At 60.9% G+C, this 26868-nt stretch carries 20 protein-coding genes and 1 tRNA gene; 16 read left to right on the plus strand and 5 right to left on the minus strand.

What is annotated here, in order from left to right; all coding sequences use genetic code 11:
- The first annotated feature begins 469 nt into the window (after positions 1 to 469).
- Together AC5RTY_RS10480 and AC5RTY_RS10485 are read left to right on the plus strand one after the other, a co-directional pair.
- Positions 470 to 1930, plus strand: coding sequence for a glyceraldehyde-3-phosphate dehydrogenase (locus tag AC5RTY_RS10480; RefSeq protein WP_494012979.1), 1461 nt, complete (start codon positions 470 to 472; stop codon positions 1928 to 1930).
- A gap of 198 nt (positions 1931 to 2128) precedes the next feature.
- Positions 2129 to 2329 (plus strand): hypothetical protein, encoded by a 201-nt coding sequence (locus AC5RTY_RS10485; protein WP_494012272.1) that lies wholly within the window; start codon positions 2129 to 2131, stop codon positions 2327 to 2329.
- 68 nt (positions 2330 to 2397) lie between these two features.
- Here the strand turns inward: AC5RTY_RS10485 and def are convergent, their stop codons facing one another.
- From def to orn, 3 genes are all read right to left on the minus strand, one after another.
- Positions 2398 to 2970, minus strand: coding sequence for a peptide deformylase (gene def / locus AC5RTY_RS10490; RefSeq protein ID WP_494012271.1), 573 nt, complete (start codon positions 2968 to 2970; stop codon positions 2398 to 2400).
- A 113-nt stretch (positions 2971 to 3083) separates the two neighbouring features.
- Positions 3084 to 3156, minus strand: a tRNA-His gene (locus AC5RTY_RS10495).
- A 151-nt stretch (positions 3157 to 3307) separates the two neighbouring features.
- Complete coding sequence (gene orn / locus AC5RTY_RS10500; protein WP_494012270.1) at positions 3308 to 3922, minus strand: oligoribonuclease; 615 nt, start codon at positions 3920 to 3922, stop codon at positions 3308 to 3310.
- A 209-nt stretch (positions 3923 to 4131) separates the two neighbouring features.
- Here orn and mptB point away from each other — a divergent pair, with 209 nt between their 5' ends.
- The 12 genes from mptB to AC5RTY_RS10560 all read left to right on the plus strand — a co-directional run bounded on the left by mptB (position 4132) and on the right by AC5RTY_RS10560 (position 18256).
- Entirely contained in the window at positions 4132 to 5664 is a 1533-nt protein-coding gene (gene mptB / locus AC5RTY_RS10505) for a polyprenol phosphomannose-dependent alpha 1,6 mannosyltransferase MptB (RefSeq protein WP_494012269.1), read from the plus strand.
- 36 nt (positions 5665 to 5700) lie between these two features.
- Entirely contained in the window at positions 5701 to 6129 is a 429-nt protein-coding gene (locus tag AC5RTY_RS10510) for a DUF3224 domain-containing protein (RefSeq protein ID WP_494012268.1), read from the plus strand.
- A gap of 85 nt (positions 6130 to 6214) precedes the next feature.
- Positions 6215 to 7063: an ABC transporter permease gene (locus AC5RTY_RS10515; RefSeq protein ID WP_494012267.1), complete on the plus strand. Its 849-nt coding sequence runs from the start codon at positions 6215 to 6217 to the stop codon at positions 7061 to 7063.
- Positions 7047 to 7838: an ABC transporter ATP-binding protein gene (locus AC5RTY_RS10520; protein ID WP_493999919.1), complete on the plus strand. Its 792-nt coding sequence runs from the start codon at positions 7047 to 7049 to the stop codon at positions 7836 to 7838. The genes AC5RTY_RS10515 and AC5RTY_RS10520 overlap by 17 nt, the downstream gene beginning before the upstream one ends.
- A complete protein-coding gene (locus AC5RTY_RS10525) occupies positions 7838 to 8911 on the plus strand; it encodes a glycosyltransferase family 2 protein (protein ID WP_494012266.1) in 1074 nt (357 codons plus the stop codon). The genes AC5RTY_RS10520 and AC5RTY_RS10525 overlap by 1 nt, the downstream gene beginning before the upstream one ends.
- A complete protein-coding gene (locus AC5RTY_RS10530) occupies positions 8908 to 9732 on the plus strand; it encodes a CDP-alcohol phosphatidyltransferase family protein (protein WP_494012265.1) in 825 nt (274 codons plus the stop codon). Before AC5RTY_RS10525 ends, AC5RTY_RS10530 begins: the two co-directional genes overlap by 4 nt.
- 5 nt (positions 9733 to 9737) lie before the next feature.
- Positions 9738 to 10637 carry a glycosyltransferase family 2 protein gene (locus tag AC5RTY_RS10535; RefSeq protein WP_494012978.1) on the plus strand — a complete coding sequence of 300 codons (900 nt, stop codon included), beginning with the start codon at positions 9738 to 9740 and terminating at the stop codon, positions 10635 to 10637.
- A gap of 96 nt (positions 10638 to 10733) precedes the next feature.
- On the plus strand, positions 10734 to 11195 hold the full coding sequence (locus AC5RTY_RS10540) for an adenylyltransferase/cytidyltransferase family protein (RefSeq protein ID WP_494012264.1): 462 nt from the start codon (positions 10734 to 10736) through the stop codon (positions 11193 to 11195).
- 225 nt (positions 11196 to 11420) lie between these two features.
- Positions 11421 to 12869 carry a Stealth CR1 domain-containing protein gene (locus AC5RTY_RS10545; RefSeq protein ID WP_494139484.1) on the plus strand — a complete coding sequence of 483 codons (1449 nt, stop codon included), beginning with the start codon at positions 11421 to 11423 and terminating at the stop codon, positions 12867 to 12869.
- Positions 12870 to 12958: 89 nt separating this feature from the next.
- The gene (locus AC5RTY_RS10550; protein ID WP_494139485.1) at positions 12959 to 15622 is read left to right on the plus strand and encodes a CDP-glycerol glycerophosphotransferase family protein; all 2664 of its coding nucleotides are present in this window, start codon (positions 12959 to 12961) and stop codon (positions 15620 to 15622) included.
- An 82-nt stretch (positions 15623 to 15704) separates the two neighbouring features.
- Positions 15705 to 17123, plus strand: a complete 1419-nt coding sequence (locus tag AC5RTY_RS10555; RefSeq protein ID WP_494139486.1) for a phosphohexomutase domain-containing protein — start codon at positions 15705 to 15707, stop codon at positions 17121 to 17123.
- A 35-nt stretch (positions 17124 to 17158) separates the two neighbouring features.
- Positions 17159 to 18256, plus strand: a complete 1098-nt coding sequence (locus AC5RTY_RS10560) for a mannose-1-phosphate guanylyltransferase (RefSeq protein ID WP_494014780.1) — start codon at positions 17159 to 17161, stop codon at positions 18254 to 18256.
- 162 nt (positions 18257 to 18418) lie between these two features.
- Here AC5RTY_RS10560 and AC5RTY_RS10565 read toward each other — a convergent pair whose 3' ends face one another.
- On the minus strand, positions 18419 to 20512 hold the full coding sequence (locus tag AC5RTY_RS10565) for an acyltransferase family protein (protein ID WP_494014779.1): 2094 nt from the start codon (positions 20510 to 20512) through the stop codon (positions 18419 to 18421).
- 193 nt (positions 20513 to 20705) lie between these two features.
- Between AC5RTY_RS10565 and AC5RTY_RS10570 the strand changes: the two genes are divergently transcribed.
- Complete coding sequence (locus AC5RTY_RS10570) at positions 20706 to 22301, plus strand: stealth conserved region 3 domain-containing protein (RefSeq protein ID WP_494014778.1); 1596 nt, start codon at positions 20706 to 20708, stop codon at positions 22299 to 22301.
- 92 nt (positions 22302 to 22393) lie between these two features.
- Positions 22394 to 25636: a CDP-glycerol glycerophosphotransferase family protein gene (locus AC5RTY_RS10575; RefSeq protein WP_494014777.1), complete on the plus strand. Its 3243-nt coding sequence runs from the start codon at positions 22394 to 22396 to the stop codon at positions 25634 to 25636.
- On the opposite strand, the gene AC5RTY_RS10580 is transcribed toward AC5RTY_RS10575, so the two are convergent.
- On the minus strand, positions 25633 to 26838 hold the full coding sequence (locus AC5RTY_RS10580; RefSeq protein ID WP_494014776.1) for a CDP-glycerol glycerophosphotransferase family protein: 1206 nt from the start codon (positions 26836 to 26838) through the stop codon (positions 25633 to 25635). The genes AC5RTY_RS10575 and AC5RTY_RS10580 overlap by 4 nt on opposite strands.
- Between the last annotated feature and the right edge of the window lie 30 nt (positions 26839 to 26868).

Consider the following 26868-nt stretch of genomic DNA (forward strand, 5'->3'; position numbering starts at 1 on the left):
CTTCGCGGCGGTCGTGGCGTGTTCGGAAGGGAGCGATTCGTATAAGAACTCGATTCTTGTTCGGACTTGCCTGAGATTCGTAGCGTTTGATGCAGCTCATCGTCGACAGCGGTTTTCTCCTTCGAACTAAGAGTTCTTACAGGGTAGGTGGCAAAGTTAAGGATCTAGGGCGTACAGCGGACCGGCCGGTCATCAATCCCCCTCGCTGTGAGGCAGTTCACCTGTAACGGTGCCTCCCTGCTCCGCGCAGTCTCTAGAATGGATAATGGACAGGCTTCCGCCGCCGCCGATCGAGGGTCGGCGACGGGAACGGGCCGATCCGCAAGCTTCCCGCCGGCACTTGGCGGTGGCGTGCCGTGTGGCCGGACAGACTGTCTAGCCAACCGGCGTCGTCGTGAAAATCCACGGCGGTGACAACCGGGCTCGAGGGAGAACCCGGCTGATGTAGGAAGGTAATTCTGTGAACCAGATGTCAGAGTCGGCCCTGGATACGTGGACCAACCGCGAGGCACTTGCCGAAGCGATGATCCCGATGATCGGGCGCTTGTACCGCGAAAACAACGTAGTCACCTCCATCCACGGGCGCAGCCTGATCAACCAGTCCGTGGTGGGCATCCTGAAGGCGCACCGCTTCGCCCGCCAGATTGACGACGCCGAACTGCCGCTGGAAGAGACCTTCCCCGTGCTGCAGGCGATGAGCGAACTGGACCTCGGCGCGGGTTCCGTGGATCTGGCCCGCCTGCTGGTGAAGTTCAAGAACGAGGGTGACGGCGCCGAGCTGAAGGACTTCGTGCGCAACGAACTGGCGGACATCGTCGGCAAGCGCGGCGCCGACGAGCGCACCAGCACCGACGTGGTGCTCTACGGCTTCGGCCGCATCGGCCGTCTGCTGGCCCGGATCCTGGTCGGCCACGCCGGCGGGGGCCACGGCCTGCGCCTGCGCGCCGTCGTCGTCCGCAAGGGCAGCGACGACGACCTGGTCAAGCGCGCCAGCCTGCTGCGCCGCGATTCGGTGCACGGCCCTTTCGAGGGCACGATCTCCGTGGATGAAGAAAACAACACCATCCAGGCCAACGGCACCCTGATCCAGTTCATCTACTCCAACGACCCGGCGTCCGTCGACTACACCCAGTACGGCATCAAGGACGCCATCGTGGTGGACAACACGGGCAAGTGGCGCGACGAGGCCGGGCTGTCCCAGCACCTTCAGTGCCCCGGCGTTTCCCGCGTGCTCCTCACCGCTCCCGGCAAGGGCGGCCTGAAGAACATCGTGCACGGCGTGAACCATGCAGACATCACCGACGAGGACAAGATCGTCTCCGCCGCCTCCTGCACCACCAACGCCATCACCCCGGTCCTCAAGGCGCTGAACGACAAGTTCGGCATTGCCCACGGCCACGTGGAGACGGTGCACTCCTACACCAACGACCAGAACCTGATCGACAACTTCCACAAGGGATCCCGCCGCGGCCGCTCCGCCGCGCTGAACATGGTGCTGACCGAGACCGGCGCGGCCAAGGCAGTGGCCAAGGCCCTGCCGGAGCTGGAAGGCAAGCTCACCGGCAACGCCATCCGCGTCCCCACTCCGGATGTTTCCATGGCCATCCTGAACCTCAACCTGGAACAGGACGCCACCAAGGAGAGCCTGAACGAGTACCTGCGCGGCATGTCGCTGAACTCGGACCTGCGGAAGCAGATCGACTACATCGACTCTCCCGAGGTCGTCTCCACCGACTTCGTCGGGTCCCGTCGTGCCGGCATCGTGGACGGCCTGGCCACGATTGCCAGCGGCAAGAACGCCGTGCTCTACGTCTGGTACGACAACGAGTTCGGCTACAGCTGCCAGGTGGTCCGCGTTCTCGAGGAGATCGCGGGCGTCAACCCGAAGATCTTCCCGGCCGTTCTGGAACCGGTGGCCGAGACGGTCTGATCGCCCTGAGACGGCACTAACGACGGCGGGGCCGGCGGCATGCGAATGCCGCCGGCCCCCGTCGTTAACCGGCCGGTGGCATCGGGAACGTCATGCTGGTTTGTGGGCGTAGCGATCCAAGCGGCTAAGCCGGCTGTGGGCGCCCGCGCGACTGCCGCCGCTATGGCTTTGCGGCGACGCCGTTCCTACAATGGCCGCATGGTAGAGATGACGCGTTGGGAACGGGCGCAGGTCAATTACAAGGAGGCCCAGCGGCTGCTGGACGCGGCGCACGACGCGTACGCCCGCGGCAATGTGACGTCGAAGCGCATCGACGAACTCAAACGCCTTCGGGACATCGCGCTGGAAGATCTGCATCGCTGCGAAAAGGACCATCGATCCAGTCTCACGGACAGTTGACCGGAATCCTGCCGCTGCGGGCTTGAGACCTCGAAGGATCAAGATCTCGCTTCCCACAGGGCGGACGGCTAGTGGCCGAACGGGTCCGGATCGACTCCCGGCAGCCACGTGTTGCCGGGGACGCCCCAGCCTTCCTTCTTGATGTTCTTGCGGGCGCGTTTGCCCCATCGGTCATTGAGCCGGTCGATGTACAGCTTGCCGTCCAAATGGTCGTACTCGTGCTGCATTACCCGGGCGAACCAGCCCGTCGCCTCAAAATCCACCGGGCTGCCTTCTGCGTCAAACCCCCGGACGCGGGCCCACTCGGCCCGCTTCAAAGGATAGCTGTGCCCGGGCACGGACAGGCAGCCCTCGTTTTCCTCGTCGGGGTCGGGTTCCGCGCCCGAGACCTTGCCGAGGACCAGTGTGGGATTGACCAGGACGCCCCGAGGCGGGACGTCGTCGTCGTTGGCGAATTCATAGGTGAAGATCCGCAGTCCCACCCCGATCTGCGGAGCCGCCAGTCCTACGCCGTGAGCCTCGTCCATCGTCTCGAACATGTCAGCGATGATCGCGCGGAGCTCGTCGTCGAAATTCTCGACCTCAGCTGCCCGGCGGTGCAGCACCGGCTCGCCGGTGATAGTGACGGGGCGGACGGTCATTTCTCTCCTTCGCTCAGGATGTCGGCGCGGGGCGCCGCCGTCGCGGCCGGACATGCGAAGAGCCGCCCCGGCGTCGGGACGGCTCTGCCTGCCGGCTGCTGCCGGACCTTCGGGGTGAGTAACGGGGATTGAACCCGCGACCTCCTGGACCACAACCAGGCGCTCTGCCAGCTGAGCTATACCCACCACGTGCCCTCTTGTTCCTCCCGACGGGCCCCGCTCCAGCGGTTCCTGCCGGTCTCCAACCAGTAAGGCAACGCAGACTAGTTTACATGCTTTTCATCTGGCTTTTGCCACTTTAGGCGATTCCCGCAGTGAAAGTGGCGCAGCTAACATCCTAGTCCCCGGACGTGGCGCCGATGCTTGCGGCGATCTTCTTCGCGGTGGCCGAATCCGGGCCGGGGGAGGGGACGAAGACGGCCTGGCGGTAGTACCGGAGCTCATTGATGGAGTCCTTGATGTCGCCCAGTGCCCGGTGTCCGCCGCTCTTGGCCGGCGCTTGGAAGTAGGCCCGGGTGAACCAGCGGCGCGAGAGTTCCTTGATCGTGGAAACGTCGATGATCCGGTAGTGCAGGTGATCAATGACGCGGGGCATGTCGCGGGCCAGGAAGGTCCGGTCCGTGCCAACGGAGTTGCCTGCCAACTGCGCCTTGCGGGGTTCGGGAACCCACGCCGTGATGTATTCCATCACCTTGTCTTCGGCCTCGGCCATCGTCATGCCGTGCGGGAGTTCGTCCAGCAGCTTGGAGGTGGTGTGCATGGTGCGGACGAAGTCGTTCATATGGGCGAGGGCCTCTGCGGTGGGCTTGATGACGACGTCGACTCCCTCCCCCAGGATGTTGAGTTCCGAGTCGGTGACCAGGACTGCGACCTCGATGAGCGCGTCGGCTTCGAGGTCCAGTCCGGTCATTTCGCAGTCGATCCAGACAATATGTTCATTAGAGATTGGCACCCGATAAATGTATCGCGTCGGCGCGCTGCCGCGCGGGAGAGCGGCAGGGAATGCCGCCGGCCCGGTGCTAACATGCAGAGAGCACCTCAAGCAGGCGTGCCTCCCACGCTGCCTTCGACTGACCGTTCCGAGGCGTGCAGACCACCCCCGCGGCACGCGCCGCACCGGACCAGGTGTACTGACCCCGGAGTGATTGGACCGCCGAGAAGATGACTGCCCAAAGACCCGCGACTGAACCTTCCAGCTCACGCAGCGGAAGCGTCGTCAAGGAGCGGTCTACCCGGAGCATCCTCGAGGGCGCCATCGGCTCGATCATGATGTTCCTCGGGTCGCTGGGGGTGGGGTGGCTGGCCTCGGTGTCCGAGCTGCGGCGCTGGCCGCTGCTGATCTTCCTGCGGGTGGAACTGGTCGGTGTGATCCTCTCGGTGATCCTGCTCGCCCTCGGGGGCATGATCCTGGTGCGGGCCTGGCTGCGGCTCGGCCAGCAGTTCACCGTCTGGGGCGAGTCCGCACGGCGGGCAACGCTGACCGCCATCGTTGCCTGGGGCACCCCGCTGGCACTGTGTATCCCGCTGTTCAGCCGTGACGTCTACGCCTATATTGCCCAAGGCAAAGTCATGGTCAACAACCTTAATCCGTACGTGGACGGGTACGACCAGCTGCAGAACTATCTGCAGACCGGAGCCGACGACCTCTGGGCACGCAGCCCAACGCCTTACGGACCGATCTTTCTCTGGATGGAGGAGTTCACCGTCTGGCTCACGGGCGGCCACCCGGAATACTCCATCATCATGTTCCGGATCCTCGCCATCGCCGGTGCCGCAATGTGCGTCTACTACGGACCGAAACTTGCCGAACTGCACGGCATCAACCCCAACCGGGCGTTGTGGCTGGCCTGCGCCAACCCGTTGTTCCTGACCACCTTCATCGCCAGCATCCACAACGATGCCCTGATGCTGGGGTTGGCTCTTGCCGGTCTCTACTACGCGGCGAACCGACGGGTACTGCTGGGCATCTTGCTGGTGACACTCTCGATAGGCATCAAACCGATCACCCTGATCTTCCTGCCGTTCGTCGGCCTGTTGTGGGCGGGCAAGGGTGCCAGTTGGCCGCGCAAATTCGGATACTGGGCACTGACGGCCGGGATTTCCTTCGGGCTGCTGGCGATTCTGGGGATGATCAACGGGCTGGGATTCGGCTGGGTCGGGGCCCTCAGCCAGCAAGGAGCCGGCCTGATGATCTGGTACGCCCCGGTCGGGCTGCTGGGGATCTTCCTGGGCCTGGTCTCCGGCGGCTTGGGGCTCGACGGCGCGATGGTGCAGTCCGCCGTCTACACCGGCGGCCGGCTGGTGGCCGTGCTGATCGTCCTCTACACCATGTTCCGCGGCAGCTACGACCGGATTGTTCGTCGGCTCGCGCTGGCACTGGCCGCAGTGGTGTTGCTGGGCCCGATGATTCAGCCCTGGTACATCGTGTGGCTGCTGCCGCTGTTTGCGGCCACCGGGATCCGGAACGACTGGCAGGTACAGACCGTCTACGCGGTGACGTCCTTCCTGATGATCTACGCGATCACCGACCAGCTGGACATCTTCCCCTACATCGAGTTCGACCTCGACATGGCGCGGCTTCTCGCCTGCATCGTGGCGGTAGCCTTCGCGCTGTACCTGGTGTTTCTGGATCCGAAAACCCGCAAGCTCTTCCGCAAGAAATACGCCGACTCGCATGACCAGCGACTCTTCTGACGCGCTCGGCAAACGATCTAGGAGAAACAGGGCATCATGAACGACGCCGAACACATCATCGCCGCCGACTTCGACGTCACCGACTGGGTGCCGGAACCCTATGAAGTCGAGGGAACAAGCTCGGACCTGAGCCGGGTCCGCGTGACCAAAGTATTTGACGGATTGATCACAGGCACCAGCCGCGCAGAACTGCTGATGGCCGGCAACAGCACCGGAGCGGGATACGTTGCCTCCGAAGTTTTCACCGGCTCCGTCGATGGCCGCGAAGGCACGATGGTGATCCAGCACTGGGGCCTCGCGGAGGGCGAAGCCGCCGCGAGCGACGGGCACATCATTCCGGGCTCGGGCACGGGAGCGCTGGAGGGAATTGGGGGGAAAGCCATCTACGTCCAGGACACCGCGGGCCAGCACAGCCTTGAACTGCGCGTGTTCTTCCGGGAGGGCGAATCCGCGGTTCGGGGCTGAATCATCTAAACTCGGTAGGTGCACCGCCGGTCCCTCAGGGGTGGCGACGCCACCGTCCACCTGTAAGTAAGGGAAACTACCTGGCATGAGCCTTGCCGAATATGCGAGCGAGAACCGCCTCCACCGAGTCGGTGCCCGCCCTTCGCTTTTCCGCTATCTCGCGGAAGCATGGACCCGTCGTGACTTCGCCATCGCCATGGCGAGGTACAAGATCGAGGCGTCGAACCAGCGCAACCGACTGGGCATGCTCTGGGTGTTCATCAAACCCACACTGAATGCTCTCCTGTACGGCGCGATCTTCGGTATCTTGCAGGGGGCCAGCCGGCCGGAGAACTTCCCGATGTATGTGGTAATCGGCGTGTTCCTCTTCGAGTTCTTTTCCACCTCGATGAACAACGGCGCCAAATCGATCACAGGAAACGGCGCCCTGGTGCAGTCCTTGGCCTTCCCACGGATAACGCTGCCCGTCTCCACCGTGATCCAGCAGCTGATGACACTCGTGCCAATGCTTGCCGTGATGTTCGTGTACATCCTGATCTTGGGTGCGCCGATCAGTGTGGAATGGCTGCTGATCATTCCGTTGGTTGCAATCTTCACGGTGTTCAACCTGGGCGTAGCCCTGATCGGCGCCAGACTCACGGTCCACGTCAGGGACCTGACCCAGTTACTCCCGCTCGTCACCCGGATCCTCTTTTACACCTCCGGCGTTCTGTTTTCCATCGACCGCATCCTGGCATCGCATCCTTGGGCCATCGCGCTGTTCGACTTCCACCCGCTGCATGAAATCCTCTCCATTGCCCGAGGGGTTCTCATGCCGGGTATGGACTACGATCCGATCTACTGGCTCTACTTTTCCGTCTGGTCCGTAGCGGTCTTCGTTGCCGGAGTCTTGTTCTTTTGGGTAGCTGAGGAGCGGTATGGCCGAGTCGACTAAGACTGGAGAAGCGTTGATGGGCACAGATGCGGCCGGCGCCGCCCGTAAACCCGTGGTCGTCGTCGATGATCTGCATGTGAAGTACTACGTCCATGCCGGCGGAAAGCCGGTCAAGGGCACCGGGCGATCGCTGCTGCAGCGGGGAGCCGGCAGGCTCCGTACAGTCCACGCGCTCAAGGGAATCTCCTTCACCGCCTACGAAAATGAATCCATCGGGGTCATCGGCTCGAACGGATCCGGCAAATCCACGCTGATGCGCACGCTCGTCGGGCTGACGCCTCCAGCGCAGGGTGCCGTCTATGCCTCCTCTCGTCCGAACATGCTGGGCGTGGGGGCGGCCTTGATCCCGGACCTCTCGGGGGAAAAGAACATCCAATTGGGCGGGCTCGCGCTCGGGTTCTCTAAGCAGGAAATCAACGGGCTCCGGGACGACATCGTCGAGTTTGCCGAGTTGGAAGAGTTCATCGACCTTCCCATGCGGACCTATTCATCCGGAATGCAGGCGCGGCTGAAATTCGCCATCGCCGCCTCCAAGCAGCACGAGATTCTCATCGTGGATGAAGCACTTGCGGTTGGCGACCAACGCTTCCGGCAGAGGAGCGAGGCCCGCATCCGTGAGATACGCGAGAACGCCGGTACCGTTTTCCTTGTCTCGCACTCGATGAAATCGATACTGGATACCTGCAGCAGGGTCATCTGGATCAATAAAGGCGTGCTGGAAATGGACGGCGACCCGAGAGAAGTCGTGGACGCCTACAAGGAGTCCAGGAAATAGTGACTTCGGCATCCGTCCTGCCTCCGCTGGAGGAGTACCCTGGCGTGTCCTACATCATGCCCGTCCTCAATGAGGCGGCGCATATCGAGGACGCGGTCCGCAGCATCCTGAACCAGGAATACCCCGGGCCAAAGGAAGTGGTTCTGGCGCTGGGGCCTTCAACGGATGAGACTGACCGGATCGTGGCGGACCTGCAGGCGAGGGAACCGCGGTTACGCAGCGTCAACAGCCCCACCGGCCGTACCCCGGCCGGACTGAATCTTGCCCTTCAAGCTTCGAGTCATCCGGTCGTTGTCAGGGTGGACGCACATACGGAACTAGAGCCTCACTACACGAAGCGCGGGGTGGCAACGCTGCGGCGGACCGGTGCGGCTGATGTCGGGGGGCTCATGGACGCCCGAGGCAAGACTCCCTTTCAGCGGGCAGTCGCAGCCGCCTATGTATCGCCTCTGGGACTCGGTGGGGCGGCGTATCACAGCGGGGCACCTGAGGGCCCTGCAGAATCCGCTTATCTCGGCGTCTTCCGACGCGAGGTCTTCGACGAGGTCGGATTTTTCGAGGAGACGCTGTGGCGGGGCCAAGACTGGGACATGTGCCTGCGCCTGCGCCAAGCCGGCTACACGGTCTGGTTCGACCCGGAGCTGAAGGTCGTCTATTGGCCGCGCGCGCAGTGGGGAAAACTGGTCCGGCAGTTCTACGCCGCGGGCATCTGGCGGGCAGAGCTGGCTAACCGGCACAAGGAAGGAAAATCCGTCAGGCACTTCCTGCCGCCAGTACTGGTGGCCGCGTTGGGCGTCGGCGTTGGCTCCGCCAGCATGCTCGCCACCGGCACGGCCAAGACGTGGCCGGCTAGCCTGCGGCTTCTGGCGGGTGCAGTGGCCGCCGTCCCTGCGTTTTACGGGGCGGGCGTCACGTACGCCTCCGCAAGCATGCCAGGCGACCTTGGTCGACCCGAACGACTGCGGCTGCTGGCGGTGCTGCCAGGAATCCACATCAGCTGGGGGCTGGGATATCTCCGCGGACGACTGTTCGGAGCGGCAGGAACCGTAGATACCAGCCGGAGGAAGTCGTGACGGCCGTTCAGCGGCCGGCGCGCCCCACCCTGGAGCAGCTCCGCTCCGTGGCCCAGCCGCCAGAGGTCCGAAGCAGAAAAAACGCTGAGCACTGGACCGCCGAGCTCTATCTTCGGCACATCTCCATCTACCTCACCAGCGTCCTGGTCCGCACCCCGATCTCCGCGAACGGCGTCACAGGCCTCATGATTCTGTCGGGCTGGGCAATTTCCGCATCGCTGCTCGTACCGGGAATCTGGGGACCGTTGCTCGCGGTCTTCTTCTCGCAACTGCAGTTGTACTTCGACTGCAGCGACGGGGAAGTCGCGCGGTGGCGCGGCACTCAAAGCCCCAAAGGCATCTTCCTTGACAAGATCGGCCACTACACGACCGAGGGGCTGATTCCCATCGCACTCGGGCTGCGGTGCCTGGGAGACATGGGCCTGCTGAGCCGCGACCCGGGGCAGGCCTACCTCTATCTGTTCCTCGGTGCGCTGCTGGCGTTCCTTATCGTCCTTAACAAGGCCCAAAACGAGATGGTGCACGCCTCCCGGGCGTTGGCAGGGATGGACAAGCTCCCAGATACGGCAGAGGCGAAAGCCGTTCCCGCCACGTCCTTTGTCGGCAGGCTTCGTCGGCTTGCCCGGTTCCTGCCCTTCCACCGGGTGTTGCATTCGGTGGAGATGAGTTTGCTGGTCCTGGCCGCCTCCATCGTGTCGGTAGCAGCCGGTCAGCAGGTAACGGGGGAGCGTTGGCTGCTCTTCGTCCTGGTGCCCGCCGTCCTGTTCGTAAATATCGGCCATTTCGTCGCCATCATGGCCTCGCCTAGGCTGCGGAAGTGAGCGGCATGCAACAAGACATGAGATCCCAGGAACCGACCTTCGGGGTGGTCATGCTTACTCAGGGAACACGCCCCGCCGAATTGCAACGAGGATACGAATCGTTGCAACGGCAGCAAGGGGTGAGGCTGGATGTCGTAGTGGTGGGCAATGGCTGGGATCCGGAAGACGTGCCGGCCGATTTCAAAACGCTGCATATCGAGGAGAACATCGGCATCCCCGCTGGGCGGAACGCCGGCGTGCCGCATGTCAAAGGGGAGTACCTTTTCTTCCTCGACGACGATGCATGGCTGCCGGACCCTGACTTTCTGCTCTCCTGCGTCCGGCTCTTTCGAAAGCATCCGGACCTCGGCATGGTTCAGCCCAGAATCGAGGACCCTGCCAGTCCTGTTGCCCCGCAGCGCTGGGTTCCTCGGCTCCGTAAGGGCGACGTACGGGCGTCGAGCAATGTCTTTTCCGTGGTGGAGATGGCCATCGCGATGCGCCGGGACGTTTTCCAAGCCACCGGAGGCTGGCCGTCCAGTTTCTGGTACGCGCACGAGGGTATCGAATTTGCGTGGCGTGTCTGGGACGCGGGCTTCCGGACGTGGTACGCGGGGGACCTGCGCGCCGGACACCCGGTAATCGATCCTCGCCGACATGAGGAATTCTTCCGTCTCAACGCCCGCAACCGCGTCTGGCTGGCCAGACGGAACCTGCACTGGCCGTTCAGCTGGGCTTATGTGGGCTCGTGGACGCTAATACAGGTTGTTCGCTCGCGCCGACAACCGCACCAGCTCAAACCCTGGTTCTCCGGCTGGTGGGCCGGGTGGAAGCATGATCCTTGGGGGCCGCAAGAATTTCGGCGCAAACTCAGGTGGAAAACCATCTTCAGGATGGGAAAAGCCGGAAGGTGGCCTGTGATTTAGGCGACGCGATGCTTGGGATCGCAGGGACGATGGAAGCGGTTGGCCTAAGCTAGATTCTGGACTACCTAGAGACTACAACGAGATTTGAGGTGCCACGTGGGTAAAACCGTTCTCACTTATGGGACGTTCGACCTGTTCCATATTGGGCATCTAAACATCTTGAAGCGGTTAAGCGCTCTCGGCGACAGACTGATCGTCGGTGTTTCCACCGATGAGTTCAACGCCATCAAGGGTAAGAAACCGATTGTTCCGTTCGATCAGCGGATCGAGATCGTCCGATCGATCCGGTACGTCTCAGAGGCCATACCTGAGGAAAGCTGGGATCAAAAGAGCCATGATATTGATGTGTTTCGAGTTGATATATTCGGCATGGGTGAGGACTGGCGAGGGAGATTCGACGAATTAGAGGACAGGGTCGAGGTCGTCTACCTGCCACGTACAAGCGGAATTTCTACAACTGAACTGAAACGAGTCCTTTCCGCCTTTGACGAGAGACACGTTGACGAACTAAAGCGAACCCTGGACAGTATCGGACAAATTGTACGAGAACTCACATGAGCGCTTTTTTCCATGGACAAAAAATCAATGCCACCAGTTTTTAGTGCGAGTTGAAAAATGATTAGAGCTTCTGTCAAGCGGGTAACCGATCGAGTACTAGTAGAGACATCTCGCCATGTTTCTGCTCGCGCCATTACTGCTCGTGCCCGCATGCAGGGTCTGAGCGGTGCTTACGGAATTCACTCGTATGGACGGCTTCCTATCGTCGCTCGAACCAATCCGGAGTTGAAGCTGCCTGAACAGCGCAAATTTTCCAGATCAAAACTAATGGAACTGCTCGTTGACCTGAACATTCCGTTTTGGGCGATTCCTACGCCACCCCACCAGCCGAGCGCCCTCGGGATAGATGCGTCCTACCGAAAAAAAGTGCTTACCGCTCTGAGTAAAAACCCGAAGTTTCGCGGCTGGTATTGTACTGGTCTAACCTTTGCCAATGTTCCCAGTAGGGTTGTCAAGGGAATCGATGCGGCTGGCACCGTTTCCTGGCCAGCCGTAAGGATATGGGAGTTCGTCCGGGCTACCGAGGACTCAGCCTTCCAAGCGGACGCGGCTCAAGGAGTTGACCTCGAATTTTGGTCCCGGGACGCCAGCGGCATACTGCATCCTCCTGTCTGGCGGGAACAGTCCACCACTCTGTCGGAACTCGAATCTGCAGCAGTTGACACCAACTATGTGCCAAAGTCGTGGTCGGACTACCGTCATCTCTCCGTGTCCCAAATGAAAATTGACGTTGTCTACACATGGGTTGATGGTTCGGATGATGCCTGGCTGCGAAGCAAAGGGGAAGCTGCGGGCTCGGCCGATGTTGCTGCTTTCACCGAACGAGCGCACCACGATGCCCGGTTCGCAGATCATGACGAACTTCGCTTTAGTCTGCGTTCTCTCGAGCAGTTTGCGCCGTGGGTTAACAAGATATGGATAGTGACTGCAGGCCAGACGCCTGCCTGGCTTGACCTCAACCATTCCCAAGTAGAAGTCGTCGACCATCGATCCATATGGCCAAGTGATGATGGTTTACCTAACTTTAATTCTCATGCAATTGAAGCTAACCTTCACCGCATTGAAGGTTTATCTGAATACTTCCTATACCTCAACGACGATATGTTTTTGGGCCGTCCCGTTAGCCCTGAGCACTTCTTCCACCCAAGCGGCATCAGCAAAGTATTTCAGTCTAGGGCTTTGGTGGACTTCAGGGAGCCGGAACCGGGGGAGATTGCTTCATCTACCGCTGCTAAGAGAGCCCGTGAGATCTTGAAGCAAGAATTCGGTGTCGTCGCAACGCGGAAGTTTTATCATACGGCGGCGGCTTTACGGGTCTCCGTCCTTCAAGAGATTGAAAGAAAGTTCCCCGCTTTTTTCGAAGAGACACGGCGCGCAACATTTCGAACGACCAGGGACATAGCGGCTGCAGGGTCCCTGTATTTGAACTATGTGCTCGCCAGCGGCCAAGGTGTGCCGGGCACGCTGCGGTATGAGTACATCGACCCAGCTACGGGCGAGGGGTTAAGGCGCCTTGAACGAATCGCAAGGTTCAGGTCCTACGATGCATTTTGTATCAACGATGGCGCCACCGATCAGCATCAGAGCCAAAGGATAGCCACTGACTCTATCATACGTCAGTTTTTGTCTTCCTACTTGCCGGTCCCAAGTCAGTTCGAGTCCACCAACGTATGATTTGTGGGGCTACCAATCCGAATAAAGCCGCGCGAATAAGCAAGGCGAAAGAGGTTATTACAATGCAACATGGAGGATTTTCTCTGGTTGTGGCCATGTACAACGTGGCACGCTTTCTTCCCGATTTTTTCCAATCCCTTGAGGCGCAAGATTTTCCATTTGAGGAATTAGACGTCGTACTCGTGAACGATGGGTCAAGCGATGAAACAGGGACGGTGGCGGAAGAGTGGTCATCTCGCTTCGATAATGTTTCGGTTATCCACCAGGAAAACGGCGGGCAGGCTTCCGCGAGAAACGCTGGGTTGAAGGTCGCAAAAAACGAATGGGTTTGTTTTGTCGACCCTGATGATATGTTGGATCCAAGGTACTTCGCCGAATCCTTCCGGTTTATGGTCGAAAATACGGGCTTGTCCGCGTCGCTCTACGCAACAAATCCAATATACTTTGAAGAAAATACCGGAAAGCTCCGTGACGGCCACCCCTTGAGGGGGCGGTTTCGGGGCGGCAACCGTTTGGTAGATCTCCAAGGCTTCCCAAACTCCATACAGATGCAGGCGACTACTGCATTCTTTCGTCGTACTATTCTCGTCGAACACGGCATCGAATTTGGCACTCTCATCCGTCCTACATTTGAGGACGCGCACTTCGTCTCACATTATTTGTTACATTCCAGCAACGTTGTGATCGGCATCGTTTCTTCTGCGAAGTACATATACAGGCGACGAGCTGATGGAACATCAACACTTCAGACATCGCACGGGGATGCCAGGAAGTACACTGATGTGCCGCGTTATGGACTGCTTGACATACTACAGAAGGCCATGCGGATTCAAGGAAGCGTTCCTCAATGGCTGCAGAATGTCATTCTCTATGATGTTTTTTGGCTATTCAAGAGCGACCGTTCTATCTATTCGACAAGCGCAGGCCTACCGGACGCGGTGTTCGATGAATTCCATGACCTCCTTAAGGATATTCTGTCATACATCGACTCTGCGTCCATTATGGCCTTCGATGCGATGCCTATTGATGCCTGGATGCGTCAGGCGCTCATCGCCGGCTATAAGGACAGAGGATTTCTTACGCCCTGCGCTTTGGTTCGTCCTTTGGACATAGCTCAGGGTCTGGTTAAGCTCACCTACCGCTATGCCTCTGTACTTCCCAAGGAAGAAATTATCATCCGCGGAATGAGAGTTCAGCCGCGGCACGCCAAAGTCCAAGCATTGTCCTTCTTCCGTCGTACGGTTTTATATGAGCGCACACTATGGGTTTCTTCGTCGGGCACCGTGAGGCTGATGCTCGACGGGAAGCCGGTGCACATGATCTTCAATGAGACAAATCGGCCCGATTTCTCGCTCCTTCCAAGCAAGTTGGAAGCAATGAGGTCTGCCCTGACTGACACCGTTCCCGTTCGATATAGGAATAGGCAGTCTTCTCAGCTTCGCTTTTTTCTGCGATGGGCAAAAGGTCATGCCTGGGCGTTTCGCCGAGCAACCCGGGTAAAAAACGTTAAGGACATATGGACTGCTTGGGTTCTGCGTTCGCAAAGAATCAAATCAAAGTACGGCGACGCTTGGGTGCTAATGGATCGCGACAATGAAGCGAACGATAGCGCTGAAGAGTTGTATCACTGGTTGGCTGCAAATCATCCCGAAATAAACGCATGGTACGTTTTGCGGCGGGATGCAGCTGACTGGGATCGTCTGAGGAGAGCGGGAGTCAAGCTGGCAGCGTACGGTTCCTTTCAGTGGCGTTTACTCATGTTGTCGGCGGTGCATTACGCTTCTTCTCATATAGATAAGTATGTTGTACAACCTATCAGCACACGCAAGTACGGTCATCCGCAGTGGCGCTTTACGTTTTTACAGCATGGTGTTATCAAAGGTGATTTATCCCGTTGGCTAAATGGCAAGTCTCCTGATCTCTTTATTACCTCCACTAGTGCTGAGTACGAATCTATAGCAGGTGACCACTCGCCGTATAAGTTCAGCTCCAAAGAAGTCCGTCTTACGGGACTGCCGCGTCACGATGCTTTGCTGCGTAAACGCGCAGCGGCAGGCACTCCGGACGTCATCCTAATCGCGCCGACATGGCGTAATTATCTGGTAGCGGCAAACAAAGACAGTTCGGCTGCGCGGGGATATAATCCGGCTTTCGTCGAGAGTAAATATGTGTCGAGCTATCGGGACCTGCTGCGGTCGGAGCAGCTTCGGCGGACCGCAGCGGAGTTCGGATATCGAATTGCTTTCATGCCGCATCCAAACAGTCAGCCCTACATGGAGGTGTTTGACGTCCCAGAGTATGTAGAAACGGTAAAATATGGCGAGTCAGACGTGCAAGAGATTATGGCACGAACAGCGATAATGATCACCGACTATTCGTCGATTGCTTTCAATATCGCATATTTGGACGGTGCCGTGGTCTACTATCAGTTCGATGCTGACGAATACTTCGGTGGTGGACATACGGAGCGACCCGGCTACTTCTCCTACGAGGTGGACGGATTTGGTCCGGTCGTCACATCAGTCAGTGATGCCGCACGCGAAGTGAGTGTTATCGCTCAAAACGGGGGGCCGCTACCAGAGTACTTAGAGCGCATCAGAAAGACTTTTCCGGTCAGGGATGGTGGTAACTCTCGACGGGTTTATGAGGCGATGATCGATACGTCTCGTAAGCTCAGCTTCGAGGAAGCAACTCAACCCTTTGAAGCATCCGACGTCATGAGCTTGTCCGGAGAGAACGAATCTATACGCTGATGCAAATCGGCGCAAAGAAGCATTATCGGGCTGGAGGTCCAACATTTACTCTGCATTCAAGGCGTACGACGTCCGCGGGATCGTGGGCGAAACCATTACGGCGGCGACCGTCGAGGCGACCGGCGCCGCGTTCGTGGACGTGTTGTCCCTGGCCGGGCAGACGGTGCTGGTGGGCGGCGACATGCGCCCGTCCTCGCCGGAGTTCGCCGCCGCGTTCGCCCACGGCGCGGCCGGCCGCGGGGCCAACATCCAGATGCTGGGGCTGATCTCCACCGATGAGCTCTACTACGCCTGCGGGTCCCTGGACGCCGCAGGGGTGGTGTTCACCGCCAGCCACAACCCCGCGCAGTACAACGGCCTGAAGATGGCCAAGCCCGGGGCGGTGCCGGTCTCCTCCGACACCGGCATGTTCGACATCCGCGACCTGGCGCAGAAGTACCTCGAGACCGGGATCCCCGACGGCACCGAGCCCGGGACCATCAGCGAAACCAACGTGCTGGCCGGTTACGCCTCCTACCTGCGCTCCCTGGTGGACCTGGCCGGCATCCGGCCGCTGAAGGTAGTGGTGGACGCCGGCAACGGCATGGCCGGGATGACCACCCCCGCCGTGCTCGGCGACACCCTGCTGCCGGCGCTGCCGCTTAAGGTCGTGCCGCTGTATTTCGAGCTGGACGGGACGTTCCCCAACCACCCGGCCAACCCCTTGGAACCGGAAAACCTGGTGGACCTGCAGGCCGCCGTTATCGAGCACGGGGCGGACCTCGGCCTGGCCTTCGACGGCGACGCCGACCGGTGCTTCGTGATCGATGACACCGGGGCGGTGGTCTCCCCCTCGGCGATCACCGCGCTGGTCGCCCGGCGCGAAATCGCCCGCGCCCGCGCCGCCGGCGAAGAAAGCCCGGCGGTGATCCACAACCTGATCACCTCCCGCGCCGTGCCCGAAACCATCACCGCCGCCGGCGGACGCCCGGTCCGCACCCGGGTGGGACACTCGTTCATCAAGGCGCACATGGCCGAGGAGAAGGCCGTGTTCGGCGGCGAACACTCCGCGCACTACTACTTCCGCGACTTCTACAACGCCGACACCGGCATGCTCGCCGCCATGCACGTGCTCGCCGCCCTCGGCGAGCAGGACGCGCCGTTGTCCAAGCTGGCCGCCGAATACGACCCCTACCACGCCACCGGCGAACTGAACTCCCAGGTCGAAGACAAGGACGCCGCGATCGCCCGAGTGCTGGCCGACTTCGCCCCCGCCCTCGCGTCCGACCCCGCCGCGGCCGGAACCGACACCACCGCCGCCGGCTGCCCGGCCGCCTACGCGGGCACCGGCGTGAGCGTGGACCGGCTCGACGGCACCACCGTGATCGCCGACGACGGCACCTGGTGGTTCAACCTCCGCCCCTCCAACACCGAACCCTTCCTGCGGCTGAACGCCGAGGCGACCAGCCCCGGCCTGCTCGACACCCTCCGCGGGCACGTCCTGGCCCTGGTTAGGAGCTGATCGTGACGGCGATCGGCATCGACCACTCCAAGGTCATGGACCGTTTTCATGCAGTTATTCCGGCCGGCGGGACCGGGACGCGGTTGTGGCCGCTGTCCCGCGCGGCGGCGCCGAAGTTCCTGCACGACCTGACCGGTTCCGGGTCCACGCTGATCCGCGCCACCTATTCCCGTCTCGAGCCGCTGTGCCAGGGGCGGACCCTGGTGGTTACCGGCAAGGTGCACCGGCATGCGGTGTGCGCGCAGCTGCCCGAGCTTCAGGATGCGAACCTGGTGCTGGAGCCGGAGCCGAAGGACTCTGCGGCGGCGATCGGTCTCGCCGCGGCGATCCTGTACCGGCGGGACCCGCGGATCATCATGGGCTCCTTCGCCGCGGACCAGGTGATCACCCCGGTGGAGGACTTCCAGCAGGCGGTTCGCGAGGCGGTGCACACCGCGGCCGAGGGCTACATCGTCACGATCGGGATCACGCCGACGCATCCGGCCACCGGATTCGGGTACATCCGCTCCGCCGGGGCGCTGCAGGTCCCCGGGGCGCCCTCCGCGCAGGCGGTGGCCGAGTTCGTGGAGAAACCCGACGAGCAGGTGGCCCGCGGTTATTTGGCGACGGGGGAATATTCCTGGAACGCCGGCATGTTCGTGGCGCCGGTTGACCTGCTGCTGAAGCATTTGGAAACCAACGAGCCCGAACTCTTTGCCGGCCTGACCGAGATCGCCGAGGCCTGGGACACTCCGGCCCGCGGCGCGGTGATGCGCAGGATCTGGCCGGACCTGCCCAAGACGGCGATCGACTACGCGGTGGCCGAACCCGCGGCGGCCGCCGGGGACGTGGCGATGATCCCCGGTTCCTTCTCCTGGGACGACGTGGGCGACTTCGCCGCGATCGGGCGGTTGAATACCGCCAGCGAAACGTCCGGGCTGACGGTCCTCGGCGAAGGGGCGAGGGTCTTCGCGGAGTCGGCCACCGGCGTCGTGGTCTCCGACACCAAACGCGTGATCGCGCTGATCGGCATCGACGACGTCGTCGTGGTCGACACCCCGGACGCGCTGCTGGTGACCACCAAGGAACACGCGCAGAAGGTGAAGTCCGCCGTCGAACACCTCAGGGCCAGCGGCGACACCGACGTCCTCTGAACAAGTAACAGTTCAAGATTTGTTCTAGTAACTCAGATCCGCGCCCGGCGACTCGTAATGCACGCATACATATTACTCCCGACCATTCGGACACGACATAGAGGGGTGCCCGGGCGGTTTACGATTCTGTGTGTGACTATGAAGAGTTAGTCGTCTGCTCGGTCAGTCGCGCAGTGCCTCCAGAATCGGGCGTTCCAGATACGGGGCGAGCGTTTGGGCATAGGTGGCCGTGATGTGTGAGGAATCGAAGTAGGTCACCACGGATCCTACGACGGCGGGGCATTCCCCGTCTGCACAAAAGTATTTGTCCATGTCAAGGGTTTGGATCCTCGGATGGTCAAGTTCGAGCGCCGCCGTGGTCACCGGGTCCATCCAGTACCACTCGTCTGGCGATCCGGAACACTTCTGGGGATTGCCCGTGTTCTCGGCGAGGCAGTCCGGGATTGAATCGATCGTATTACCGGGGAAGGGCGGGTCCTTGATCACGACGACGTCGGCGCCGCTGTCCGCCCAGCGGGACAGGTAGTTCCGGTAGCCATCGACGGCGGGTTTTTCGGTACTGTCCCACGATTCGCCTTGCACCGGGACGGACTGACGTTCCGAAGTGACGATCAGGTCGAACGCATCCCCGGCTGTTTCATCCAGCACCCAATCGCCGTACGCGGCGCAGTTCGCCGTCTTTTCCTCGGTATCGAACTGCAGTAGCACCGTTGTGGGGTTGCACCTAGAGACCAGATACGTGGAGATCGTCCAGTTATTCTGTTCAGCCAGCACCTGCAGCGCGGGAAGCCATTGACCCGCGTGCGAGTTTCCGACGAGCGCGACCTTGGTGGGCCCGTCGCCATACGTGCAGACGGGACGGCTGGTAAAGGGTTGGTTCGACCAGCACCCGTCGGCATACGCATCGGACTTGTCCTCTTTGGCCAGCGATGGTTCGGGCACGACCGGCGCTTGGGGTGCCGGGACGCATTTGTCAAAGCCGTTGGCTATGGCGGAAGCACCGAGACAAGGATGGTCATCGCTCATCACCGCGGCGAGATGTTGCTCCGCCTGGAAGGTGCGTTGGGTGACTTCAACTAATTGCGCAGCGCCCACGGCCGTAAGCAACACGATACCCGCAGCGGCGAATCGGTAAGTTGGCGCAAGGCTCTTATGGGCGGAGGGGAATCGGAAACGGTCCTCAATAAACGTCTTGCTTAGCCCCGACAGCACCAGTGTCGCAGCCACGATCAGCAAGTCGTCCAACCAGCTCAGTTGGTGACCGGTGACGTAGGGCACGAGAACGATCAATGGCCAGTGCCACAGATATATCGAGTACGAAACTTCCCCAAGCCACTGAACCGGACGGTTTCGGAGAAATCCGGTGGGGGAAAGCCGTCCTTCGGCAGCTGCCAGGATAACCAGTCCTGTCCCCGCGACGGGCAGGAGCGCGGTATACCCAGGGAAAGGGGTCGACTCCGAGTAAAGCACACCGGAACAGACAATCGCTGCAAGCCCGAACCACGCTACCGCTGCCCGCGCAACGCTGGGCAGGTGCCGTGCCAAAGCCGGCGCCGCCAATGCCACCAGGCCGCCGAAGCCCAGCTCCCACATCCGGGTGGGCGTGACGAAATATGCACTTCCCGGTTCAGTAGCCGTAGCCGCGATGGAGAAGGAAAGTGACAGACCCACGACGGCGGTCACGGCTCCCAAGAGCAGGCGCAGCGGGGCTAGCGAGCGCTTTTTCGCGAACCAGAAGACCGCGAACACGAGGACTGGCCAGAAAAGGTAGAACTGCTCCTCGACTGACAAGGACCAGAAATGCTGGATAGGAGTGGGGGCGTTCTCGGCCGCCAGATAGTCGACGGAACTGCCGGCCAGTACCCAGTTCTGCACATAAAGTGACGAGGAGATGATCTCCTTAGCGATCGCACCCCACTGACTAGGCGGTGCTACCAGCCTTGATGCAACAGCCGTTGCAGCCAAGACAACGAAAGCGGCAGGCAATAGGCGGCGAATCCTGCGGCCCCAAAAAGCCGTCAGGCCGTGCCACCCCGTCGGCGGCCGTTTGACCAAATGAGAGGTAATGAGGAAGCCAGAAATGACGAAGAAGACATCGACTCCGACAAACCCCCCGGTTAAACCTTCCGACCATAAGTGGTAGACAACCACAAGGGCTACGGCTAGGGCCCGCAACCCCTGGATGTCCAGACGCACGGCCGCCGGTTTGATAGGCGGAGTGCTGACATCGGGCTCTGCTGCCAGCGCGATGGTCAACTCCCTGAAGTTCCAAGAGCACCAAGATGTGCATTACATCGGGCTGTCATTTTCGCCGACCGGACGCCCGAGCGCAATGGATATCCAGGTCCACTTGGCGCGCATTGCTAAGCTAAAGCAGTCGTTGGCGCCAGAGAGCGGCGCTACCAGCGGCCGTGGTATAGCAGCGGACACTGCTGCGGGAAAGGAGCCCATGCGCCTCGGACTCAAGGGCCGCGCCGCGGCGGCCATTCCACAGAGCCTGGTTGAAGCTGTATTCCGCGCCTTCGGCAGCGGCGCTGGCCCCCAAGGCATCCTCCAGTTGGCAACTCATCGTCGATTGCCGGGATCACGTCCCGCTTCGGCCTCTTCCTCACTAGAGGGCATCCGAAACGTGGACCGCTTTTCGGCGAAGAGCCTGCGGCACGACACGGCCGCCGTCGTGCTTGATGCCTTGATGCGGGCCAAAATTGATTACCGCGTACTGCGCTCCGAGGCGGGGGTCCCAGCAGTCGTGGACATCCCGGATGCCCAATGGTCATCTGCCCTGGGTGCCATCGCTTCTGCTGCCGGTACCCGTCCGTTTTACATCCGTGCCAATGGCGAAAACAAGCCGGTTACAGGAAAGTGCCCACCAGCGTCTTCAATAGTGTTTGAAGCAGTGGGGCACGAAGATCGACAACTGGGCGACCATCAGTTGGGCATCAAGATCTTGCCGCGCGAAGCGGGCCTGCCAGAGAAGGGGTTGTTGACTTCTGTCGACTTCCCGATCGACGCGGTGTACACATGGGTGGACGGCGATGACCCCCAGTGGCAGCGCAGCAAAGCACAGATGCTAGCCCAGACGGCTCCTACGAGCAGGAATGAGACAGCGGCAAACGAAGCGCGTTACGCGTCGCGGGACGAACTGCGCTACTCGCTCAGGTCGCTGGATTACTTCGCGCCTTGGATCAATCACGTGTACTTGGTGACCGCGGGTCAGACGCCCCCGTGGCTGGACACGTCCAACAGCCGTATCACGGTGGTGGATCACCGGGAAATCTTTTCTGAAACGAGCGCCTTACCAACCTTCAACTCGCACGCTATCGAGTCCCAGCTGCACCACATTGACGGACTGAGCGAACACTTTCTGTACCTGAACGACGACGTATTTTTTGGGCGGCCGGTGACCCCGGAACTGTTCTTCCACGGCAATGGGCTGGCCAAATTCTTCCTGTCCGAACAGACCGTGGATTACGCGCCGCGTTCGGTGGACGAGCTGCCCGTGGACAGCGCGGCGAAGAACAACCGTGCGTTGCTGGAGGCGGCCTTCGGCAGGACCGTGGAGCGCAAGTTTCAACATGCAGCCCATCCGCAACGAGTCAGTACCCTTTCCAGACTCGAACAGGAGCATCCGGAGGAACTCTTGAGGACGCAGCGGAGTAGATTCAGGGATCCGTCTGATCTTTCCGTGACGTCGTCCCTAGCTCACTACTATGGTTTCGCCATCGGTGCAGCTGTTCCCGGGGACCTGTCTTACCGCTATTGTGACATCAACGATCCGTCTGCGCAGGCGAAGCTCCTGCGGTTGTTGCGTCGCAGAGACGCGGACGTGTTCTGCCTTAACGAGGTTGCAAGCACCGGCAAAGATACGCGAAAGGTGGACTCGCTGACCCGCAGTTTCCTGAACGCATATTTTCCCGTCGCTAGTACTTTCGAGAGCGAACCCGCATGGAATCACGAGCCGGCATCATTCGAGAGGCCGTCTCTGCCGTCGGTCGGTTTACAGGCAGAGGCGGTGCGTCGGCGCGGGCAGATTTCCGAGCGCTAGAACTTCAGCAGCGAGCCAGTATTCTGCAGGTGCGGTTCACGGTCTCCGCCCGGATCGAGCCCACGTCCTTGTGGTGTAGGAATTCCGGCAACGTGTGGACGAAAGTGGCCGACTTGTCGGAGGCAGTAGACCAGCCCGGAAGCGAATTTCGGAGATACAGCGCACAGTTCGATTTGGCGACTGCGGTGCCCTCTCCAACTGATCCCCGCGAGGAGGGGGAAACCCTGGGACTGTTTGTTCAGTTCGAGGCTTCCGCCAAAGATCTGCCCGGGTTCAGCACCAACATTCATGAGGGCGGACCAGCCTCCATTCGAGAAGCGTCTGAAGGAATGCGCCTCGCAGAGTTACGGGCGGCGGTGGCCGATGGTGCGCTGGCCCGTGACGCGACGATGACGGCGTGGGCTTCGTTCGGGCGCTTTGCTGACACCGAAGTTGGTTCCCTGCGCAGCATCACCACTCAGGCGTTCACGGTTGAACCGTACGTCAACCGGAGTGGCCTGGTCTCGTTGGCGGTGAACCGGCAGCTCAAACCCTACAACGCCGTCTACGTGCACCGGCTCAGCGTCAACGGGGGCGCGTTGGACCTGCGGGCAACTCTTGTCACCCGACACGGTGAGGCTGAAGCAGTCGACCTGATGCTGTTCGGACGAGAGAGCGCGGCTCACTACTCCGCGCGCGCCAATACCTCGCTGGACGCTGGGGCAACTCGCCGGAAGTTCGGACTGCGCAGGTATCGGGTGCGCGCCCGCTTGGATCTGGGCACCATCTCGAGCCAGGACCTGGCCCGCGACGAAATCCTGGATGCGTGGCTTGCTATATATACCCCAGGCGGAACAGAGCCGCAGCGGGCGCGCATCGGGCGCACCAGATATGTCACCCGGAAGCTCACCCGTCCCGGTTGGCAAACGCGTGGGGACAAGACGCTGGCGGTTACGCCCTACTACACCTTCAAGGCTAAGAACACTTCCTTCCACATCGAATTATTGGACACTGACGCCTTCGAATTCATGCTGCGGCAGTCCCACAAGAGGCAGTTGCCGGGCCGAGGAGCACAGCAAAAGCCAGTCTGGCTAGTGGGCGAACGGCCGTACAAGGCCCAAGACACCGGGCTGCACTTCTTCCGCTACATGCGCCGGGAGCACCCCGAAATAGACACTTATTACGTCATCGAACCGTCGTCACCGGATCGTCGCAATCTGGAGGGGCTGGACCACGTAGTGGAGTACCGATCCAAGGAACACTTCGACGTCGCACTGCGGGCAGAACGGTTTATTGGCTCCCACCATCCCGACTTCCTCTATCCAACGTGGCTACCGCACTTTCGCAGAGCAGTGGGCGGGGTCAAGGTATTTCTCCAGCACGGGGTGATGGGAACCAAATGGATGGTGCCCAACTACGGGAAAAACGCACCCGGATTCGACACCGACCTGTTTCTCGTCAGCTCCGAGCGGGAGAAAGAGTACATCGTCAGCGACTTCGGATATCCGGCCAAGGACGTCGTGGTCACCGGTTTGTCCCGCTTCGACGCCTTGTTCGCCGGCGATGTAGCAGTGCAGCGAAACCAGATCCTGATCTTTCCTACCTGGCGGGACTGGCTCCATCGCCCGGACGACTTCGAAGAGTCCGAGTACTTTCGAGAGTGGGATGCGCTGCTGAACGATCCCCGGCTGCGCGATCTTGTCGATAGGCAGCGGGCAGAGGTGGTCTTCTGCCTGCATCCGAATATGCAGCAGTTCCGACACCACTTTGCCATGGCACCGGCGCGCGTCGTTTCCCAAGGCGAGGTCGACGTCCAGTACTTGCTGAAGGAAAGCGCGGTCCTGCTTACCGACTACTCGAGCGTGGGCTTTGACTTCAGTTTCCTTGAGAAGCCGGTCCACTATTTCCAGTTTGACCGCGAGCGTTTCTTGGGACCGCGGGGATCCCATTTGGACCTGGACGAGGAACTGCCGGGGCAGATTGCGTTTGCCCGATCCGCATTGCTGGACCAACTAGAGGCTACGCTCGCCCGCGGCTGCACGCCGCTGCCCGAGGACACTGCCAAGTCGCGGGCATTCCTGGCGTTCAAGGACACCGACAACTGCAGGCGCATTTTTGAGGCAGTGGCAGAAGCGCGTCCCGTCGACCCACGGTGGAAGAAGGCCATCGACCCGGAATTCGCCGAGCGGTTGTTCAACAGGTTCCGCCGCAGCCGCTTTTATTTCCCGACGATGCGCCGGATGTTTGCGATGGTTTCAAAAACCCCGATGGACAAAGACTTGATGGTGTTCGAGTCAGGGCTTGGCAAACAGTACTCGGACAGCCCGCGCTACATATACGAAGAACTGGTGCGGCGCGGGGACACCCGCAGCAAGGTGTGGGTCTACCAAGGCAAGCTGCCGCAGCCCGACTCTCACACCAAAGTGGTGAAACGGCTGTCTCCTGGTTACTACTGGTACCTGGCAAAGGCGAAGTATTGGGTTAACAACCAGAATTTTCCCTACTACGTCCGGCGCCGCAAAGATGCGGTCTTCATTCAAACCTGGCACGGAACACCTCTGAAGAAAATGGCCCATGATGTGGGCACAGTCCATGGCAGGGACTCGGACTACCTTGCTCATGTGGACGCAGCTGTTCGGCAATGGACGACTCTACTTTCACCGAGTCCATATGCAACCAAAGTCTTCAGGAGCGCGTTCCGCTTCACTGGGACGATTGTAGAACTGGGGTACCCGCGCAATGACGTTCTCCTGGGCCCAGACGTCGAGCGACGGTCTAGCGCTTTCCGCCGCAAACTTGGAGTTCCCGACGGCAAGCGGGTCGTCCTCTACGCTCCAACGTTCCGGGACGATCAGCCGACAGACATGGGACACTTTCGCTTTGATCTGCCGTTCCAGTTGCATGCCTTCAAGGAACGCTTCGGGCAAGACACGGTGTTGCTCTTGCGCATGCATGTGCTGGTGAACAACGCCGTGACCATACCCGAAGATGTCCGCGACTGCGTGTACGACGTCTCGAAGTTCCCGGATATTCAGGAACTCTACCTGGCCAGCGACGCACTGATCACTGATTATTCGTCCGTTTTCTTCGACTACGCCATCCTGCAGCGGCCCATCATCTTCTATGCCTACGACCTGGAAAACTACCGCGACACGCTGCGCGGTTTCTACCTGGACTACAACACCGAACTGCCCGGGCCTGTGACGCAAACCGAAGACGAACTGTTCGACGCGATAGACGAGAGCCGATCGAGCGACCCTGCGCGCGAGCTAAGGCTCAAGAATTTTGTGGCCAAGTACGCCCCGCGCGACGACGGCAACGCCGCCGGACGCGTGGTGGACCGCTTGCTGTCTTAGGGCGCCGACTGTTCCGAGAGAATCGTACCCACGGCGCTGACGAACCGCGCCGTGCTCGCGCCCGGCGTGGTATCGCCGAAGTGGTGGGCGATCAGCTGCAGCTGGTCGGGACTGATTCCGGCTGCTGCGGCCTCGGCCAGCAGCGCCGGCGTTCGTGCCGCCTCGGACTGGTCAATGAGCCTGGTCTTGGCGGTTACGCCCTCTGCGTCGATGTGGGCGCCCGGGTCCGACGGCCTCGTCATGAGCAGGGGCTTCCGGCTGGGAAGCCAATCCAAGGCCATGGCAGAGATATCGCAGATGCACAGGTCCGCTTCCGCCATGGCGGCTGAAAAGTCGGCAGCCGTGTCCACCCGGTGGCCCGCTGGCTCCTCCTTTTCCGCGGAGACGATCATCTTTTTGATCTCGTGCAGAGCGGCACGGTGGGAGGCGAGCCTGCTGCCGGTCCGCGGGTGCGGCCGGAAGACCAGCCGGTAGCGGGCATCAGCCAGAAGGGAGCCGACAATCTCCCGTCCATGACTGGCCAGCGAGCCGTACGCCATGGCCGGGCGGTCCCCTTCCCAGGTGGGGGCGTACAGAACGGTGAGACGTCCGCCGTCGTTCTTGGTTTGCGGGGCAGGAGCGGCGAAGTCCAGTTGCGGCCGTCCCACTTCCACCAGGTGGGACTCATCAAACCGTTGAAGGGCGGTGAGGATGCGTTCCCGGGAGGCAGGGCCCGCGATGAAGGCGAAGTCATAGGCCTTCAGCTGGTTGGAGACCATGGACACTTTGTCGCTCTCCCCGTGGCTCAGGTGCACATGCACTTGGGCCGGCAGGCGGAGAACCGTGAAGTTATCCCGGTTGTTATTGACGTAGAACACCATCCGGACGCCGGCGCGTTCGATGAAAGCCTCCACCTCCGCGATGCCCTTGGTGAGGAACACCGGCAGGGGGGAATCAGGGAGCAGTTCCGCCGCCGTGGCTGGCCGGTGCACCAGAACCGCGACCCGGTGGCGCTCTGCCAGCTTCGCCATGGGAGCCAGCCATTGCCTGACCTGATAGGCGCTGTCCGGGTCGTCAGCGAAGTACAGGACGCAGTCGTACCGGTTGCCGGCGTCCCTGTTGGCGCCGACCAGCCGGGTTCGCACGCGGCGTTCCGTCAGCACGCTGTTGGCCTCGGTGAGGATCCGGGCGGCGAGAGGCTGAAGGCGGGACGCGATGGGCAACAGTGAATCCTGACGTCGGGGTAACGGGGG

The organism is Arthrobacter sp. Y3224055 (assembly GCF_059090825.1).